The organism is Cellulomonas gilvus ATCC 13127 (genome assembly GCF_000218545.1).
GTDB lineage: Bacteria > Actinomycetota > Actinomycetes > Actinomycetales > Cellulomonadaceae > Cellulomonas > Cellulomonas gilvus.
This window is the reverse complement of the sequence record NC_015671.1, coordinates 1,004,578-1,020,235: the sequence shown is the minus strand read 5'-3', so window position 1 is coordinate 1,020,235 and position 15,658 is coordinate 1,004,578. Positions and strand designations below refer to the sequence as shown.

The window sequence follows — 15,658 nt, the reverse complement described above, 5'->3', positions numbered from 1 at the left end:
GTTGCAGTTCGATTGCACAGGTCAGACCGGTGCGTCCCGGTTCGTCCGCGCCGGGCGGTCGCGGATCACCCCGTGAGCAGCCGCGCCACCCGGTCGGCCAGGTCGGCCTCCGGAAGCCCCTCGACGTCGAGGACCTTGTCGCGGCTCGTCGCACCCGTCACCAGGCGTACGTGCCGACGCCGCACGCCGAGCGCGTCCGCGAGCGCCGCGAGGGCCGCCTCGGTCGCGGCGCCGTCCACCGCGCGCGCACCGACGGCCACCACGAGCGCACCCGCGTGCTCGCCGCCCACACGCGTGCGCGACGCTCCGGGCCGCACCCGGATCGAGACGCGCACCCCTCAGACGAGGCCGAGGGCGTGCACCGCGTCGCGCTCCTCGACCAGCTCGGACACCGACGCGTCGATGCGCGCGCGCGACGCGGCGTCGATCTCGAGGCCCTGCACGATCGACCACTCGCCGCCCGACGCCGTGACCGGGAACGACGAGACCAGTCCCTCGGGCACGCCGTACGAGCCGTCGGACACGATCGCGGCGGACGTCCAGTCGCCGTCGCGCGTGCCCTTGACCCACGTGTGGACGTGGTCGATCGCGGCGTTCGCCGCAGACGCCGCCGACGACGAGCCGCGCGCCTCGATGATCGCCGCACCACGCCGCGCGACGGTCGGGATGAACGTGTCCTGCACCCACGCGGGGTCGACGAGCGACGTGGCCGGCACGCCGCGGACCGTTGCGTGCGTCAGGTCCGGGTACTGCGTCGCCGAGTGGTTGCCCCAGATGGTCAGGTGGCGGATGTCGTCGACGTGGCTGCCCGTGCGCGCCGCGAGCTGCGCGAGCGCACGGTTGTGGTCCAGCCGGGTCATCGCGGTGAACCGCTCGCGCGGCACGTCGGGTGCGTGCTGGGCCGCGATGTACGCGTTGGTGTTGGCCGGGTTGCCCACCACGAGCACCTTGACGTCGTCCGCGGCGCCCGCGTTGATCGCCTCGCCCTGCGGCTTGAAGATGCCACCGTTCGCGGACAGCAGGTCACCGCGCTCCATCCCCGCCGAGCGCGGCCGCGCCCCGACGAGCAGCGCGACGTTCGCGCCCTCGAACGCCGCACGGGCGTCGTCGAAGATGTCGATCCCGGCGAGCAGCGGGAACGCGCAGTCGTCGAGCTCCATGGCGGTGCCCTCGGCCGCCTTGACCGCCTGCGGCACCTCGAGCAGCCGGAGCCGGATCGGTGTGCCGTGCCCGAGCATCGCGCCCGAGACGATCCGGAACAGCAGCGCGTACCCGATCTGACCCGCCGCTCCGGTCACCGTCACGACGGCGGGCGCCTGCGCGGCATCGCCCGACGTGGTCGCGGACGGGCTGGCGGACGAGGACGCGGCGAGGTTCTCGGACACGGGCAAGCTCCTTCGGTCGACCGTTCACACCGGTGGCGCGGCTCGCGCCACGCACGTGCTCGCAACCTATCGCGCGCACGCGCACGGTTCGCGGTGGACCGTGCGGCGGGACGGCCGGGCCCCCTGGCCGGCCCTCCCGCCGCACGCGCGTCACGCCCGGCCGCCCCCCTGCGGCGGCCGACGCCTCAGACGACCAACCGCTCCCGGGCGGCCTCGCACGGCGCGGCGGCGCGCGCCCGCGCCATCGCGTGCACGAACGGACCCTGCGGCGCGAGCGGCAGCGGCTCACGCACGGGCTCGTAGCCCAGCGTGCGGTAGTACGCCACGTTCTCGGGCTTGGTGGTCTCGAGGTACCCCAGGCCCCCGGCCGCGTCGACGAGCGCGACGACCTGCTCCATGAGGAGGCGTCCGCGGCCCAGCCGCTGGTGCTCGGGGCTCACGCCCAGCGCCTCGACGTACCACGCGTCCCCCGGGACACCGGCCGAGGTCGCGTCCCCGAACCGGATCAGACCCGGCGCGTGCGTGCGCGTGCGCAGCGCGAGGCGGGCGAGCGGGCTGAGCAGCCGCCACCACCGCGCGGTCGTCAGCGGGTAGGCAGCCGGCGGGTAGACCGCGACGACGCCCGTGATCGCCCGGCCCTGCACCGTGGCCAGCACGTGGCCGTGGCGCAGCGTGTCGGCGAGCGTCAGGCGGTACAGCGCACGCAGCTCGCGCCCGCGTCGTCGGGGGTCCGGGAACAGGTGACGGAAGCCGGGGTCGTCCGCGAGCGCGGCGGCGAGCACGTCGGCGGCCTCGCCGACCCGTTCGGCCGCGATCCACTCGATCCGGTCCACGGGCGCCGGGCGGTGCGCGGGTCCAGGTGCCATGCGTCCACTATCCGACGCTGACCGCCTGGACCAAAACCGGACGACCGGTATGTCCGACCCGGGCGGGCGGTTTCACCCGACCGGGCGCCCGGAGCGACCGGACGCCGCCCACCCCGCAGGGCGGACGGCGTCCGGAGCGCGTCGGCGTCGGGCGTCAGGCCAGACGGGCCGCGAGGTTCTCGTCGAGCGCGGCCAGGAACTCCTCGGTGGTGAGCCACGCCTGGTCCGGACCGATGAGCTGCGCGAGGTCCTTGGTCATCTTGCCGCTCTCGACCGTCGTGATGACGACGTCCTCGAGCGTCTGCGCGAACTGCGTGACCTCGGGCGTCGCGTCCAGCTTGCCGCGGTGCTTGAGCCCGCCGGTCCACGCGAAGATCGACGCGATCGGGTTGGTCGACGTCGGCTTGCCCGCCTGGTGCTGGCGGTAGTGGCGCGTCACGGTGCCGTGCGCGGCCTCCGCCTCGACCGTCTTGCCGTCCGGCGTCATGAGCACCGACGTCATGAGGCCCAGCGAGCCGAAGCCCTGCGCGACCGTGTCGGACTGCACGTCACCGTCGTAGTTCTTGCACGCCCAGACGTAGCCGCCCTCCCACTTCATCGCGGCGGCGACCATGTCGTCGATCAGGCGGTGCTCGTAGGTCAGGCCCGCGGCGTCGAAGTCGGCCTTGAACTCGGCGTCGAACACCTCCTGGAAGATGTCCTTGAACGCGCCGTCGTACGCCTTGAGGATCGTGTTCTTGGTCGACAGGTACACCGGGTAGCCCCGCTGCAGGCCGTAGGCGAACGACGCGCGCGCGAAGTCGCGGATCGAGTCGTTGAAGTTGTACATCCCCATGGCGACGCCGCCGCCATCGGGGTACGTGACCACCTGCTGCTGGATCGGCTCGGAGCCGTCGGCCGGCGTGAACGTCAGCGTGAGCGTGCCCGCACCCGCGACCTTGAAGTTCGTCGCCTTGTACTGGTCGCCGTGCGCGTGCCGGCCGATGATGATCGGCTTGTTCCAGCCCGGCACCAGGCGCGGGATGTTCGAGATGATGATCGGCTCGCGGAACACCACGCCGCCGAGGATGTTGCGGATCGTGCCGTTGGGCGAGACCCACATCTTCTTCAGGCCGAACTCCTCGACGCGCGCCTCGTCGGGCGTGATCGTCGCGCACTTGACGCCGACGCCGTGCTCCTTGATGGCGTGCGCCGCGTCGATCGTGACCTGGTCGTCGGTCGCGTCACGGTTCTCGATCGACAGGTCGTAGTACCGCAGGTCGATGTCGAGGTACGGGTGGATCAGGCGGTCCTTGATGAACTGCCAGATGATGCGCGTCATCTCGTCGCCGTCGAGCTCGACGACGGGGCCGACGACCTTGATCTTCGCCATGCGGGGCACTCCTTGGTGGGTTCTGGGCCGGGGCAAGATTACTCGACATCGAGAGACCTCGGCCGACGAAGCGGCGGCCGGCCCGTGTGGGCGCGGTCACGCACGGACCGGGACGAACGGGACGCAGCGACGCGCTGGTTCCCTGGTCGCCTGCACGGGTCCGGCTGGCATGCTGACCACCGAACCACTGTGACGACGACAGGACCAGCCATGTCCCAGGACACCACGCCCGCCGCGCCCGCGCCGGAGCCCGCCGCGAACGAGCCCGTCGGGCTCGGGAAGCCCAGCCCGGCCACCGCACCGGTTCCCACGCCCGACGGCCTCGGCACGGGACCGGGCGACGCACCCGGCACCGACCCGTCCGGCGACGAGGGGACGGACTACGCCGCGTACGACGTTCCTGCGGGCACGGTGGTGGTGCAGGGGCCGAGCCTGCTCGCACGGGTCGGCGCCGAGGTCTTCGGCACGTTCGTGCTGGTCCTGGTGGGCCTCGGCGTCGCGATGTACGCGAGCCTGGGCTCGGTGGGTGGCGGCGCCCTCGGCGTCGCGCTCGCCTTCGGCATCGCGGTGCTCGCCGCCGCGGCGGCCGTCGGCCACGTCTCGGGCGGGCACTTCAACCCCGCGGTCACGCTGGGGGCGGCGCTCGCCGGACGCACGGCGTGGCGCGACGTCCTGCCCTACTGGCTCGCGCAGCTCATGGGCGGCGCGCTCGGTGCCGCGATCGTCTTCATCGCCATCCCGTCGTCGTTGCCCGAGGTGCTCGGGAAGGGCGACGTACGCGCGCTCTTCTCCGGCGTCGCGAACGGCTACGGCGAGCACTCGCCGCTCAACGCACTCGTGACGTCCGGCACCAGCGGGGCGAGCACCGCGGAGTTCACGCTGTTCGCCGCGCTGGTCCTCGAGCTCGTCGCGACCGCGGTGTTCGTCGGCGTCATCCTGGGCGCCACCGACCGCCGTGCGCACCGCGCGCTCGCGCCCGTCGCGATCGGCCTGGCGCTCACGGTGCTGCTGCTCGTGACGATCCCCGCGACCAACGGCTCGCTCAACCCCGCACGCTCGTTCGCGGCCGCGCTCTTCTCCGAGTCGTGGGCGTGGAAGCAGCTGTGGGTGTTCGTCGTCGCGCCGTTGCTCGGCGCCGCGCTCGCGGGCCTGGTCTACCGCGCGTTCGCGGCCGAACCGCCCGTGGAGGACAACCTGCTCGAGGACGACGACGTGTACGTCACCCAGGAGGACGTGGTGGTGGTCGAGTCGCGCCAGGCCTGACGCGCTCCCGACGAGGGCCCGGGCGTGCGTCCGGGCCCTCGTCCGCGTCCGGGTGCGGAGCGGTTCAGGCCGCGACCGTGGGCAGCAGCAGCGCGAGCACCACCAGCGCGACCGCGAGCAGCGCGAGCACGGTCACGTCGATCACCTTGGCGCGCACCGCGAGCGCGACGGGCCCGGGCGACGGCCGCACGGCACGCACCACGGCACCCCCGCCGAGCACCGCTGCCAGCGTGACCGCCCCGGCGGCCGTGCCCGCGACGAGCGCCACGACGCACGTGAGCACCACGCCCGTCGCGGTCCACCACAACGACGCGTTGCGCGAGGCCTGGAGCGAGGCGCGCGCGATCGCGCGCGGGTCCAGCCGCTGCTCCGCCACCGGGATCGGGCCGGAACCGGCGGGAACGGGCTGCCCGGCGGCGCGCAGCGGGTCGTCAGCGCCACCCGCTTCCGCGCGCGCGGGCGTCTGCCCCACGCTCGTCTGACCGTCCTCAGGGACCATGCCGTGCCGCCTCCGTGTCGCCTCCCCGACCGGTGAGACTACCGTTGCCGCGTGATCCCCCCGCCGTCGTCCGTGCTCGTCGTCGGCGCGGGCCTGGCGGCCACGCAGGTCGTGTCCGCGCTGCGGGAGACCGGGTTCGGCGGGCGCGTCGTCGTGCTCGGCGCCGAGGGCCTGCCGCCCTACGACCGTCCCCCGCTGTCCAAGCACCTGCTGGACCGCACGACACCCGCATGGCTCGCCGACGAGGTCGGGACGGACCTGCTCGCCCTGGCCGACGAGGTGCACCTGGCCACGCCCGCGCGCGGGCTGCAGGTGCACGACGACGGTGCGACGGTGCTGACCGAGCACGGCGCGCACCGGGCGGACGTCGTCGTGGTCGCGACCGGCGCGCACGCGGTGCGGCCCGCCAGGTGGCCCGCCGCGCGCACGTTGCACACGGCGCAGGACGCCGACGCGCTGCGGGCCGCGCTGCGCCCCGGTGACCGGCTCGCGGTCGTCGGAGCGGGCTGGATCGGCGCCGAGGTCGCGGGTGTCGCCGCGCGTGCGGGCGTGGACGTGACGGTGGTCGAGGCGGGGCCCGCACCGCTGACGGGCGCGCTGGGCGCGTCCGTGGGTGCCCTGACGGCGCCCTGGTACGCCGAGCACGACGTACGTCTGCTGACCGGGGCGCCCGTGGACCGCGTGGACGACGAGGGCGTGCGCCTGGCCGACGGCGGGCGCGTGCGCGCGGACGTGGTGCTCGCGGCGGTCGGTGCGCGGCCCGCCACGGCGTGGCTCGGCACCGCGCTGCCTCGCGAGCCCGACGGCGCGCTGCGCGTCGACGAGGGGTTCGCGGTGCTGGGTGCGCCGCGCCACGTGCGTGCCGTCGGGGACGTGGCCCTGCGCCGGTCAGCGCGCCACGGCTGGGTGCCGGGCGGCCACTGGGACGGCGCGCTGCGCGACCCGCAGACGCTCGTCGCCGACCTCCTGCACCCCGGAGACGCGCCGCACGCCGACCGCGCGCCCTACGTGTTCTCCACGCAGCTCGGCCGCGAGCTCACGCTGCTCGGTGCCGCCTCCCCCGCCGACGAGGTGGTGCTGCGCGGCGACCCGCGCTCGGGCGAGGGCTGGACCGCGCTGTGGTTCCGCGCCGGCTCGTCGACGCTCACCGCGGTGCTCACCGTGGACCGGCCGCGGGACGTGGGCGCCGCACGGCGCCTGTTCACGGCCCCGGCACTGGCCGAGCTCGACCGCTCGCGCGCGGCGGACCCGGCGCTGCCGCTGCGCGCCACGCGCTGACGCGCCGGCCCGGCGGTCCTCCGCCGGGCCGGCGCGACGGCTCAGTGCGCGAAGTGGCGCGTGCCCGTCAGGTACAGCGTGACGCCGGCCGCCCGGGCCGCCGCGACGACCTCCTCGTCGCGCACCGAGCCACCCGGCTGGACCACCGCGCGGACACCCGCGTCGAGCAGCACCTGCAGGCCGTCCGCGAACGGGAAGAACGCGTCGGAGGCCGCGACCGCGCCGCGCGCGCGCTCGGCGTCACCCGCATTGGCGCGCTCGACGGCCAGGCGGCACGAGTCGACGCGGTTGACCTGGCCCATGCCCACACCCACGGACGCGCCGTCGGACGCGAGCAGGATCGCGTTGGACTTCACGGCGCGCACCGCGCGCCACGCGAACGCCAGGTCGGCGAGCGTCGCGGCGTCCGCGGCCTCACCCGTGGCCAGGGTCCATCCGGCCGGGTCGTCGCCCGGGGCGTCCAGGCGGTCGACGTGCTGCACCAGCACACCGCCCGAGACGGGCCGCATCTCGACGACGGCCGCGGGCGGCGCGTCGACCACGAGCAGGCGGATGTTCTTCTTCTGCGTCAGCAGCGCGACGGCGTCGTCGTCGAACCCGGGAGCGACCACGACCTCGGTGAACACCGGCGCGATCTGCTCGGCCGCCGCGAGCGTGACGCGCTGGTTGGTCGCGATGACCCCGCCGAACGCCGAGACCGGGTCGCACGCGTGCGCCTTGGCGTGCGCGTGCGCGACGTCGGCGCCCACCGCGATGCCGCACGGGTTGGCGTGCTTGATGATCGCGACCGTGGGGGTCGCGCCGTGGTCGTGCGCGGCACGCCACGCGGCGTCGGCGTCGACGTAGTTGTTGTAGCTCATGGCCTTGCCGTGCAGCTGCGTCGCACCGGCCAGGCCACGTCCCGCGGCGCCTTGCTCGGTGAGGTACAGCGCGGCGGACTGGTGCGGGTTCTCGCCGTACCGCAGCACCTCGCCACGCGTCCACTGCGCCCCGACGACCGCGCCGAAGCCGGAGTCCTGCGCCACCTCGTCGGGCGCGTAGGCGTGCGCGAACCAGCCCGCCACGGCGGTGTCGTACGCGGCCGTGTGCGCGAACGCCTGCGCCGCGAGCGCGCGCCGCTCCGTGAGCGTGAAGCCCCCCGCCGCGAGCGCGGCGGTGACCTGCGGGTACCGCGCCGGGTCGACGACCACCGCGACGCTCGGGTGGTTCTTGGCGGCGGCGCGGACCATCGAGGGCCCGCCGATGTCGATCTGCTCGACGCACTCGTCGGGTGCCGCGCCCGACGCGACGGTCTGCGTGAACGGATAGAGGTTGACGACGACGAGCTCGAACGCGGCGACGCCGAGCTCGTCGAGCTGCGCGACGTGCTCGGGGCGGCGCGTGTCCGCGAGGATCCCGGCGTGCACGCGCGGGTGCAGCGTCTTGACGCGGCCGTCCAGGCACTCCGGGAAGCCCGTGAGCTCCTCGACCCGGACGACCGGCACCCCGGCGCCCGCGATGGTCGCCGCGGTCGACCCCGTGGAGACGATCTCGACGCCCGCGGCGTGCAGCGCTGCCGCGAGCTCGGTCAGGCCGGTCTTGTCGTACACGCTCACCAGGGCGCGGCGCACGGGCCGGCGCGTGGTGGACGAGGCGGGGTCGACGTCGGTCGACGGGACGGGCGGCACGGCGCTCATGGCTCTCCTGGGTCGGCTTCGCTTCGAGACCCAGGCACCCAGGCGGGCGGTGCGCTGCAGGGGACTGCGGCCGCTCCCCGGTGGTCGCTCCCACCCTCGCCAGTCACGGCCGCGGTCAGTCTAGCCTGCGGCCCGCGCGCGTCCCAGACGCGCGTGCCGGCCCTCGACGGTGAGCCCGTCGCGGGCGATGCGTCCCACCACGTCGACCAGGAGCGTGCGCTCGACCACCTTGATGCGCTCGTGCAGGCTCTCCTCGTCGTCGTCGGGCAGGACCGGGACGGCCTCCTGCCCCACGATCGGACCCGAGTCCACGCCCTCGTCGACCACGATCACCGAGCACCCGGAGACCCGGACGCCGTACGCGAGCGCGTCCCGAACGCCGTGCGCCCCCGGGAAGGACGGCAGCAGCGCCGGGTGCGTGTTGATCACCCGACCTCCGAACCGCGCGAGGAACGCCGCCCCGACGAGCTTCATGAACCCGGCGGCCACCACGAGGTCCGGCGAGAACACCCCCACGGCCTCCGTGAGGGCCCGGTCCCACGCCGCACGGTCCGGGAAGTCCCCCAGCCGGACCACGGCGGTGGGGACGCCCGCGTCCCGCGCCAGGTCGAGCGCGCGGATGTCCGGCCGGTCGGCGACCACGCCGACGACGCGCGCGCCGAACGCGGGGTCGTCGTGCGCGGCCAGGAGCGCCGCGAGGTTGGACCCGGTCCCCGACACCAGGACGACGAGGCGTCCGGCCGTGCGGGTCACGTGCTGCGGGCTGGCGGGCTGCTGGTCGGCCGTCACGGGCAGCGACCCTACCCGCGCACGGCGGTCCGACGGGCCCCGCGGACGGCACCCGACGTCGGTGGGTCGCGTGGGTCAGAATGCCGGGGTGAGCAACCCGTACGCGCCGCCCGACGAGCAGGCGCCGCGTCGGCCCGAGGACCGGGGCGACGCGCGCGGCCCCCACGGCGCGCCACCGGCGCCACCGGCGCACGGTCCGGCCGGGCCGCAGTGGGGCATGCCGCCGGGACAGCAGCCGACCGCTCCGCCTCCGCCGCACCCCGAGCCGCCGGATCCGGAGCTGGTCGCACGGGCCGCGCGCCTGGGCCGCGTGTTCGCGGCGCTCCTGCTCGCGGGCGTGATCACCGGCACCTTCCCGGTGCCCTGGCAGGCCGCGAGCCTGGTGTTCGGGGTCCTCGCGCTCGTGGTCGGCGGGCGTGCGCTGCTGGTGGCGCTGCGCTCACGGCAGCGCGGCCTGCTCACCGGGATGCTCGCGGCCGGGCTCGGGATCACGGCCATGTGGGTGGTGGTCGCGCTCGGCATGACGCTCATGTGGCCCGCACAGCTCGACCGTCAGCGTTGCCTGGCCGGTGCGCTGACGATCACCGCGGAGCGGACGTGCGAGGCGCAGTTCGAGCAGGACCTCACGGACTGGCGGGAGCGCCTGGGCCGCTGAGCGAGGGCCCTGCTCAGGACCCGGCGCCCGGACGGCGCAGGATGCCGCGCACGACCGCGGCGCGCAGCCTGCGGTCCGCGGGCAGCGCGACGAGCAGCGCGCCGAGCAGCACCTCCGCCGCGACCACGGCACCCACCGTCAGCGCCGATGCACCCGTGGTGGCCATCCGCCCGGGACCGATCGCGCCGGACGCGGCCTGCACGACGAGCGCCGCGAGCACCCCGCTGCACGCCGCCGCGACCGCGCACGCGGCCGCCGACGTCCAGGCCCGGGCGAGCGGTGCAACACGGAACGCGCGGTGCACGTACCACCCCGCCACGGCGCCGGCCAGGACCACGAGCAGCGGCGCGAGCACCGACGGCCCGCCGGCGACGTCGGCCCCCGGGAGCGCACCGAGCAGCGGGACCGCGGGCAGCGTCCCGCCGGTCATGGCGTCGTTGGCGAAGTGCGTGCCCTCCCCCACGACGAACCCCGGCCCGGCGACCCACGCGAGCGCCCACGCGACGAGCACCGGCAGGAACGCGAGCTGCGCGACCGCGAGCACCGCGCCGCCGAGCGCGTCGACCCCCAGGCCGTCGGCGATCGCCCAGACGGTGCTGCGGCCCACGAGCGTCCATCCGACCACGACGAGCGCAGCGGCCACCATGAGCGCCGAGAAGGCGGCCGTGCCCGCCCGCAGGCCGGCGGCGACGGCGGTCGGGACGCGTCGCGCGTAGGGCTGCAGCACGTCACTCGCGCGGCGTCCCCCGGGGCGCGCCGCCAGCCCGAGCCCCAGTCCGAGCGCCCCGGTCGCGGCGCCGCCGAGCGCGGCGCGGCCGATCGCGAGCACGCCGGGCGCGACCAGCGCGGTCAGCACCACGACGACCGCGGTGTAGGTCACCACCGCCGCCACGTACGACGAGCGCGTCGGCAACCCGGAGCGGCGCGCGGACGCCCAGCACGTGAACACCGTGAGCGCGGTGACACCCAGCGGGACCACGGTCACCGCGACCCCGCCCACGCTGGGCGGCACACCGTGCCCGGCGAGCCACAGCGCGGTCCCCACCGCGACCGCCCGGAACCACTCGACGCCCTCGTTGGCGGGATCGGCCGACGTGGCCACGTACGCGGCAACCGCCGGCAGCACGACGACCAGCAGCGACAGCAGCGCACCCTGCACCGCCGTCAGCGCACCGTTGACCCACCGCGGCGCACCCCCGAGCGTCCCGGCGATGAACGACGACGACCCCGCACGCGCGGGCGTGCGGGGTCGTTCGGTCGTGGAGGTCACGCGGACATCGTCACCGGACCGGGCCACCGATCCGTGCACGCCGCCCGGCGCGTCGCGGTCCCGGCCCGACGCGGCGTCGCTCACACGCGCGTGAGCAGCTCCCGCGCGAGCGCGGCGGTCTCCGACGGCGTCTTGCCGACCTTGACGCCCGCGGCCTCGAGGGCCTCCTTCTTGGCCTGCGCGGTGCCCAACGAGCCCGAGACGATCGCGCCGGCGTGGCCCATCGTCTTGCCCTCGGGCGCCGTGAAGCCCGCGACGTAACCCACGACGGGCTTGGTCACGTGCTCCCGGATGAACGCGGCGGCACGCTCCTCGGCGTCGCCGCCGATCTCGCCGATCATCACGATGAGGTCCGTCTCGGGGTCCGCCTCGAACGCCGCGAGCGCGTCGATGTGCGTGGTCCCGATGATCGGGTCGCCGCCGATGCCGACCGCCGAGGAGAAGCCGAGGTCCCGGAGCTCGTACATCATCTGGTACGTCAGCGTCCCGGACTTCGAGACGAGGCCGATGCGGCCCGGGCCCGTGATGTCCGCGGGGATGATGCCGACGTTGGACTTCCCGGGGCTGATCAGGCCCGGGCAGTTGGGGCCGACGAGCCGCACGCCCTTGTCCTGCGCGTACGCGAAGAACTCGGCGGTGTCGGCCACGGGGACGCCCTCGGTGATGATCACGACGAGCGGGACGCCCGCGTCCACGGCCTCGATCACGGCCGCCTTGGTGAAGGCAGGCGGCACGAAGATGACCGAGACGTCCGCGCCGGTCTGCGCGACCGCGTCGGCCACCGTGCCGAACACGGGCACCTGCACGCCGCCCGGGAACTCGACGCTCGTGCCGGCCTTGCGCGGGTTGACCCCGCCGACCACGTGCGTGCCCGACGCGAGCATGCGCGTCGTGTGCTTGGTGCCCTCGGAGCCGGTCATGCCCTGGACGATGACCTTGGAGGCCTCGGTGAGGAAGATCGCCATGTCAGTTGCTCTCTCTCGGTCTCAGGCGTTCGCCAGCTCGGCGGCCTTGTCGGCCCCGCCGTCCATCGTGTCGGCGAGCGTCACCAGCGGGTGGTTCGCCTCCGCGAGGATCCGGCGGCCCTCGAGCACGTTGTTCCCGTCCAGGCGCACAACGAGCGGCTTGCTCGCCTCGTCCCCCAGGATCTGCAGCGCCGCGACGATGCCGTTGGCGACGGCGTCGCACGCCGTGATCCCGCCGAACACGTTGACGAACACCGACTTGACCTGCGGGTCCGTCAGGATGATGTCCAGGCCGGCCGCCATGACCTCGGCGGACGCGCCGCCGCCGATGTCCAGGAAGTTGGCGGGCTTGACGCCGCCGTGGCGCTCACCCGCGTACGCGACGACGTCGAGCGTGCTCATGACGAGCCCCGCGCCGTTGCCGATGATGCCGACCTCGCCGTCGAGCTTGACGTAGTTGAGGTCCTTCTCCTTGGCCCGGGCCTCGAGCGGGTCCGCCGCGCTCGCGTCCTCGAGGGCCGCGTGGTCGTCGTGCCGGAAGTCGGCGTTCGCGTCGAGGCTGACCTTGCCGTCGAGCGCGACGATCCGGCCCTCCTCGGTGAGCACGAGCGGGTTGACCTCGACCAGCGTGGCGTCCTCGTCGCGGTAGACGGTCCACAGCGTGCGCAGCACGTCGGCCACCTGGCCGGCGATCGCGGCGTCGAAGCCCGCGGCGGCGACGATCTCGTCCGCCTTCGCCTGGTCGATGCCCGTGCGCGGGTCCACCGCGACCTTGGCGAGCGCCTCGGGACGCTCGACCGCGAGCTGCTCGATGTCCATGCCGCCCTCGACCGAGCACATCGCCAGGTAGCGGCGCTCGGCACGGTCCAGCAGCAGCGAGAAGTAGAACTCCTGCGCGATCCGGGCCCCCGCGGCGATCATCACGCGGTGCACGGTGTGGCCCTTGATGTCCATGCCGAGGATCTCGGCGGCCTTCTCGCCCGCCTCCTCGACCGAGCGCGCGAGCTTGACGCCGCCCGCCTTGCCGCGGCCGCCCGTCTTGACCTGCGCCTTGACGACGACGACGCCCGGCTGGTCACCCAGCAGCGTCGCGGCCGCGGCCCGCGCCTCGTCCGGCGTGGTGGCGACGATGCCGCCGAGCACCGGTACGCCGTGCTTCTCGAAGATGTCCCGTGCCTGGTACTCGAACAGGTCCACTGTGGTCCCGGTTCCTCTCGTCGCCCGCGCGCCGGCGGCCTCGGTGCGGCCGTGTGCGCCGGGTCGATGCTAGCCGCCGACGCGAGATGTCTTCACATCGAGAGACTGTGGTGTGCGCGACCTGCCCGTCCACAAGGCTCCCGGGTGCGGTCACGGCGCGGCACGGGCGCCTAGTGTCCGACTTCGGGTGGTTCATCGACGAAGGGGGACGTCATGGCGGAGGACGGACGTGCGATCGGCGGCGAGGCGTGGCTGCGCCGGCTGCACGAGGAGCTCGAGGCGGTCGCGGAACCGCTGCGGCAGCTGCGCGCGGGGCTCGCGGGCGGCGCGTGCGGCGAGGACCCCGACGGGCTGGTGACGGTGACCGTGGACGGCCGGGGCGTCCCCACGTCGGTGCGCGTCGCCGAGGACTGGCCACGCCGGGCGACCCTGCGCGCGCTCGCCGGCGCGGTCGTCGCGGCGGGCGCGGGCGCGTCGCGTGCGCTCGACGCGCGGGCGCTCGAGGTCCTCGCCGGCCCGGAGGTGCGGGCGGGCGACCAGGTCGGCGACGTCCGCATCGATGTCGGCTCCGGTCTCGGCCGTGCCGCCGGTGGAGGGGCCGCGGCAGCCGCGACGGGCCCGGCGCGGCCGGTCGAGGAGCTTGCGGAGGAGGCGATCACGCTCCTCGCGGCGACGCGCCAGGCCGCTCCCGGAGACGCACCCTCCGTGACGGGCCGCGCGCTCGGCGGCGAGGTGGAGGTCGGGCTGAGCCCGGGTGGCATCACGGCGTGCACGCTCGACGGGCCGCGCGTCCGCTGCGCCGACGCCACGGCGCTCTCCCGCGCGCTCACGGAGGCCCTCGCCGAGGCGCAGCGCACGCTCACCGCCGCCACCGCACGCGGGACCGAGGCGGCGGACCGGCTGCTCGCGGAGTCGCTCGCGCTGCTCGGTGCGGCGCACGGTGCGGCCGGGACGGTGGCGTCATGAACGAGGTCGACGTGGTCACGCGGGCCCTGCGGCACGAGGCCGAGACCTGGGACGAGCAGTCCGCGACGATCGGCCGGGCCGCGGACGCGGCGGACGCGCTGCGGCTGACCGGGCTGCAGGCGGGCATCTTCGTGCTCATGCGCGACGCGTACGAGGGTGCCGTCGACCAGGTGGCGGCACGCGGCCGCGAGGGCGTCCCCGCGATGGCGGACATCGCGGGCGCCCTGCGCGCCAACGCCGGCGCGTACGAGCGCGGCGACGAGGATGTCGCGCAGCACGTGACCGGCGCGTACTGACCACGCATGCACGACGACAGGAGGAGCACGTGAGCTCGACCTTCACACCGACCCTGCACCAGGCTGCGGTCGACGAGCTGCGCGGCACGGTGTCCGCGCTCTCCGACCGGCTCCACGAGGTCCGGTCCGCACTCGACTCGGCGGTCTCCCGCTGGGGCGTGCCCGGATGGCTCGCCGACGGGCTCGCGTGGTGCACCGAACGGATGCTCGATCTCGGCCGCACCGTGCTGACCCGCACGGGTGAGCTGCTCGAGGGCGCCGCGGCCCCGGTCCGGTTCTTCCTGCGCGCGTACGACTGGTCGACGCAGGTCGGGGCGCCCGCCTCTGCGGTCGCGTCCGCGGTCCACCCGAACGCGCTGCGCGCGCCGCTGTCGTGGACGGGAGACGCCGCGACCACCTACAAGGCGGCGGTCGCGGGTCAGGCGGCTGCGGCCTCGCAGGTCCAGTCGATCTCGAGCGCGGTGACGGTGTCGCTCGGCGCGTGCGCGGTCGCGGGCCTGGCGTTCTACGTCGCGCTCGGTGTGATCGTGGCCAAGTTCCTCGCGGCCGCGACCGCCGCCGTGGTGGCGCTCGGCTCGGTCGTGCTCTCCTGGGCCGGGCTGCTGCTCATCGTGGAGGAGGCGGCGGTCAACCTCGGCATGATCACGGCCGCGGTCGCGACGCTCGTCGCCACGCAGGGGGCGGCCGCCGCAGCCCTGGTCAACATCACGAACGCCTCGGGCGCCCACAACGGCTTCCCGGGCGGGCACTGGCCGCGGGGCACGGCATGAGCGCGTGGCAGCCGGACGCGGCCGCGCTCGCCGCGGCGCGGCGGCGCGAGCTGCGCGTGCGGCGACTCACGTTCGGCGCGCTGGCGGCCGTGGCGGTGCTGGTGGGTGTCGTGGTCGCCCTGGTGGCCGAGCCCGCAGCCCTCGGTGCCGTCGTCGGTGCCGCGGGCCTGACCGCGGTGCTGGGCGCGCTCGCGTGGCCGGGCCGTCCGCGCGCCCCCCGGACGGACGCGGCCCGCGCGGCCGAGCTCGCCCGCCTCGACCTCGCGCCCGTGCGGGCCGCCCTCGCCGACCAGGGCGAGATCGCCGCGGTGCGGTCGGTCCGCCGGCAGGTGCCGTGGGTCAGCCTCGCCGAGGCGGTGGCGGTCGTGCGCGGGCTCCCGCGGCCGCCCGGGTGACGTCGCGGGCGCGTCG

General features: G+C 75.2%; 17 protein-coding genes and 1 riboswitch. Of the genes, 7 read left to right on the top strand and 10 right to left on the bottom strand.

The window, feature by feature from the left end:
• Positions 1 to 65 precede the first annotated feature (65 nt).
• The 4 genes from CELGI_RS04755 to CELGI_RS04740 form a co-directional block, all read right to left on the bottom strand.
• A complete protein-coding gene (locus CELGI_RS04755) occupies positions 66 to 335 on the bottom strand; it encodes a DUF167 domain-containing protein (RefSeq protein WP_013882973.1) in 270 nt (89 codons plus the stop codon).
• A gap of 3 nt (positions 336 to 338) precedes the next feature.
• A complete protein-coding gene (locus tag CELGI_RS04750; protein ID WP_013882972.1) occupies positions 339 to 1,385 on the bottom strand; it encodes a malate dehydrogenase in 1,047 nt (348 codons plus the stop codon).
• A 185-nt stretch (positions 1,386 to 1,570) separates the two neighbouring features.
• Entirely contained in the window at positions 1,571 to 2,251 is a 681-nt protein-coding gene (locus tag CELGI_RS04745) for a GNAT family N-acetyltransferase (protein WP_013882971.1), read from the bottom strand.
• 154 nt (positions 2,252 to 2,405) lie between these two features.
• Positions 2,406 to 3,623, bottom strand: a complete 1,218-nt coding sequence (locus CELGI_RS04740) for an NADP-dependent isocitrate dehydrogenase (RefSeq protein WP_013882970.1) — start codon at positions 3,621 to 3,623, stop codon at positions 2,406 to 2,408.
• Between the two features lie 210 nt (positions 3,624 to 3,833).
• Between CELGI_RS04740 and CELGI_RS04735 the strand changes: the two genes are divergently transcribed.
• Positions 3,834 to 4,886, top strand: coding sequence for an aquaporin (locus CELGI_RS04735; protein ID WP_013882969.1), 1,053 nt, complete (start codon positions 3,834 to 3,836; stop codon positions 4,884 to 4,886).
• A 64-nt stretch (positions 4,887 to 4,950) separates the two neighbouring features.
• Here CELGI_RS04735 and CELGI_RS04730 read toward each other — a convergent pair whose 3' ends face one another.
• The gene (locus CELGI_RS04730) at positions 4,951 to 5,385 is read right to left on the bottom strand and encodes a DUF3017 domain-containing protein (protein ID WP_013882968.1); all 435 of its coding nucleotides are present in this window, start codon (positions 5,383 to 5,385) and stop codon (positions 4,951 to 4,953) included.
• Positions 5,386 to 5,436: 51 nt separating this feature from the next.
• On the opposite strand from CELGI_RS04730, the gene CELGI_RS04725 reads away from it, so the two are divergent.
• On the top strand, positions 5,437 to 6,663 hold the full coding sequence (locus CELGI_RS04725) for an NAD(P)/FAD-dependent oxidoreductase (RefSeq protein ID WP_013882967.1): 1,227 nt from the start codon (positions 5,437 to 5,439) through the stop codon (positions 6,661 to 6,663).
• 41 nt (positions 6,664 to 6,704) lie between these two features.
• On the opposite strand, the gene purH is transcribed toward CELGI_RS04725, so the two are convergent.
• The gene (gene purH / locus CELGI_RS04720; RefSeq protein ID WP_013882966.1) at positions 6,705 to 8,339 is read right to left on the bottom strand and encodes a bifunctional phosphoribosylaminoimidazolecarboxamide formyltransferase/IMP cyclohydrolase; all 1,635 of its coding nucleotides are present in this window, start codon (positions 8,337 to 8,339) and stop codon (positions 6,705 to 6,707) included.
• Between the two features lie 29 nt (positions 8,340 to 8,368).
• Positions 8,369 to 8,456, bottom strand: a riboswitch (ZMP/ZTP riboswitch).
• A 3-nt stretch (positions 8,457 to 8,459) separates the two neighbouring features.
• Positions 8,460 to 9,128 (bottom strand): phosphoribosylglycinamide formyltransferase, encoded by a 669-nt coding sequence (gene purN / locus CELGI_RS04715; protein WP_013882965.1) that lies wholly within the window; start codon positions 9,126 to 9,128, stop codon positions 8,460 to 8,462.
• Between the two features lie 88 nt (positions 9,129 to 9,216).
• On the opposite strand from purN, the gene CELGI_RS04710 reads away from it, so the two are divergent.
• A complete protein-coding gene (locus CELGI_RS04710) occupies positions 9,217 to 9,783 on the top strand; it encodes a hypothetical protein (RefSeq protein WP_041574102.1) in 567 nt (188 codons plus the stop codon).
• Between the two features lie 13 nt (positions 9,784 to 9,796).
• Here CELGI_RS04710 and CELGI_RS04705 read toward each other — a convergent pair whose 3' ends face one another.
• From CELGI_RS04705 to sucC, 3 genes are all read right to left on the bottom strand, one after another.
• Positions 9,797 to 11,053, bottom strand: coding sequence for a cell division protein PerM (locus tag CELGI_RS04705; RefSeq protein WP_150104662.1), 1,257 nt, complete (start codon positions 11,051 to 11,053; stop codon positions 9,797 to 9,799).
• Between the two features lie 80 nt (positions 11,054 to 11,133).
• On the bottom strand, positions 11,134 to 12,018 hold the full coding sequence (sucD, locus tag CELGI_RS04700; protein WP_013882962.1) for a succinate--CoA ligase subunit alpha: 885 nt from the start codon (positions 12,016 to 12,018) through the stop codon (positions 11,134 to 11,136).
• Positions 12,019 to 12,039: 21 nt separating this feature from the next.
• Positions 12,040 to 13,215, bottom strand: a complete 1,176-nt coding sequence (gene sucC / locus CELGI_RS04695; RefSeq protein WP_013882961.1) for an ADP-forming succinate--CoA ligase subunit beta — start codon at positions 13,213 to 13,215, stop codon at positions 12,040 to 12,042.
• Between the two features lie 213 nt (positions 13,216 to 13,428).
• Between sucC and CELGI_RS17295 the strand changes: the two genes are divergently transcribed.
• The 4 genes from CELGI_RS17295 to CELGI_RS04675 are packed head-to-tail and all read left to right on the top strand — an operon-like array spanning position 13,429 to position 15,642.
• Positions 13,429 to 14,181 carry a hypothetical protein gene (locus CELGI_RS17295; protein WP_013882960.1) on the top strand — a complete coding sequence of 251 codons (753 nt, stop codon included), beginning with the start codon at positions 13,429 to 13,431 and terminating at the stop codon, positions 14,179 to 14,181.
• Entirely contained in the window at positions 14,178 to 14,477 is a 300-nt protein-coding gene (locus tag CELGI_RS17290; protein ID WP_013882959.1) for a type VII secretion target, read from the top strand. The genes CELGI_RS17295 and CELGI_RS17290 overlap by 4 nt, the downstream gene beginning before the upstream one ends.
• Before the next feature lie 29 nt (positions 14,478 to 14,506).
• A complete protein-coding gene (locus tag CELGI_RS04680) occupies positions 14,507 to 15,247 on the top strand; it encodes a hypothetical protein (RefSeq protein ID WP_013882958.1) in 741 nt (246 codons plus the stop codon).
• Positions 15,244 to 15,642, top strand: a complete 399-nt coding sequence (locus tag CELGI_RS04675) for a hypothetical protein (RefSeq protein WP_013882957.1) — start codon at positions 15,244 to 15,246, stop codon at positions 15,640 to 15,642. The genes CELGI_RS04680 and CELGI_RS04675 overlap by 4 nt, the downstream gene beginning before the upstream one ends.
• The last annotated feature ends 16 nt before the right edge of the window (positions 15,643 to 15,658 follow it).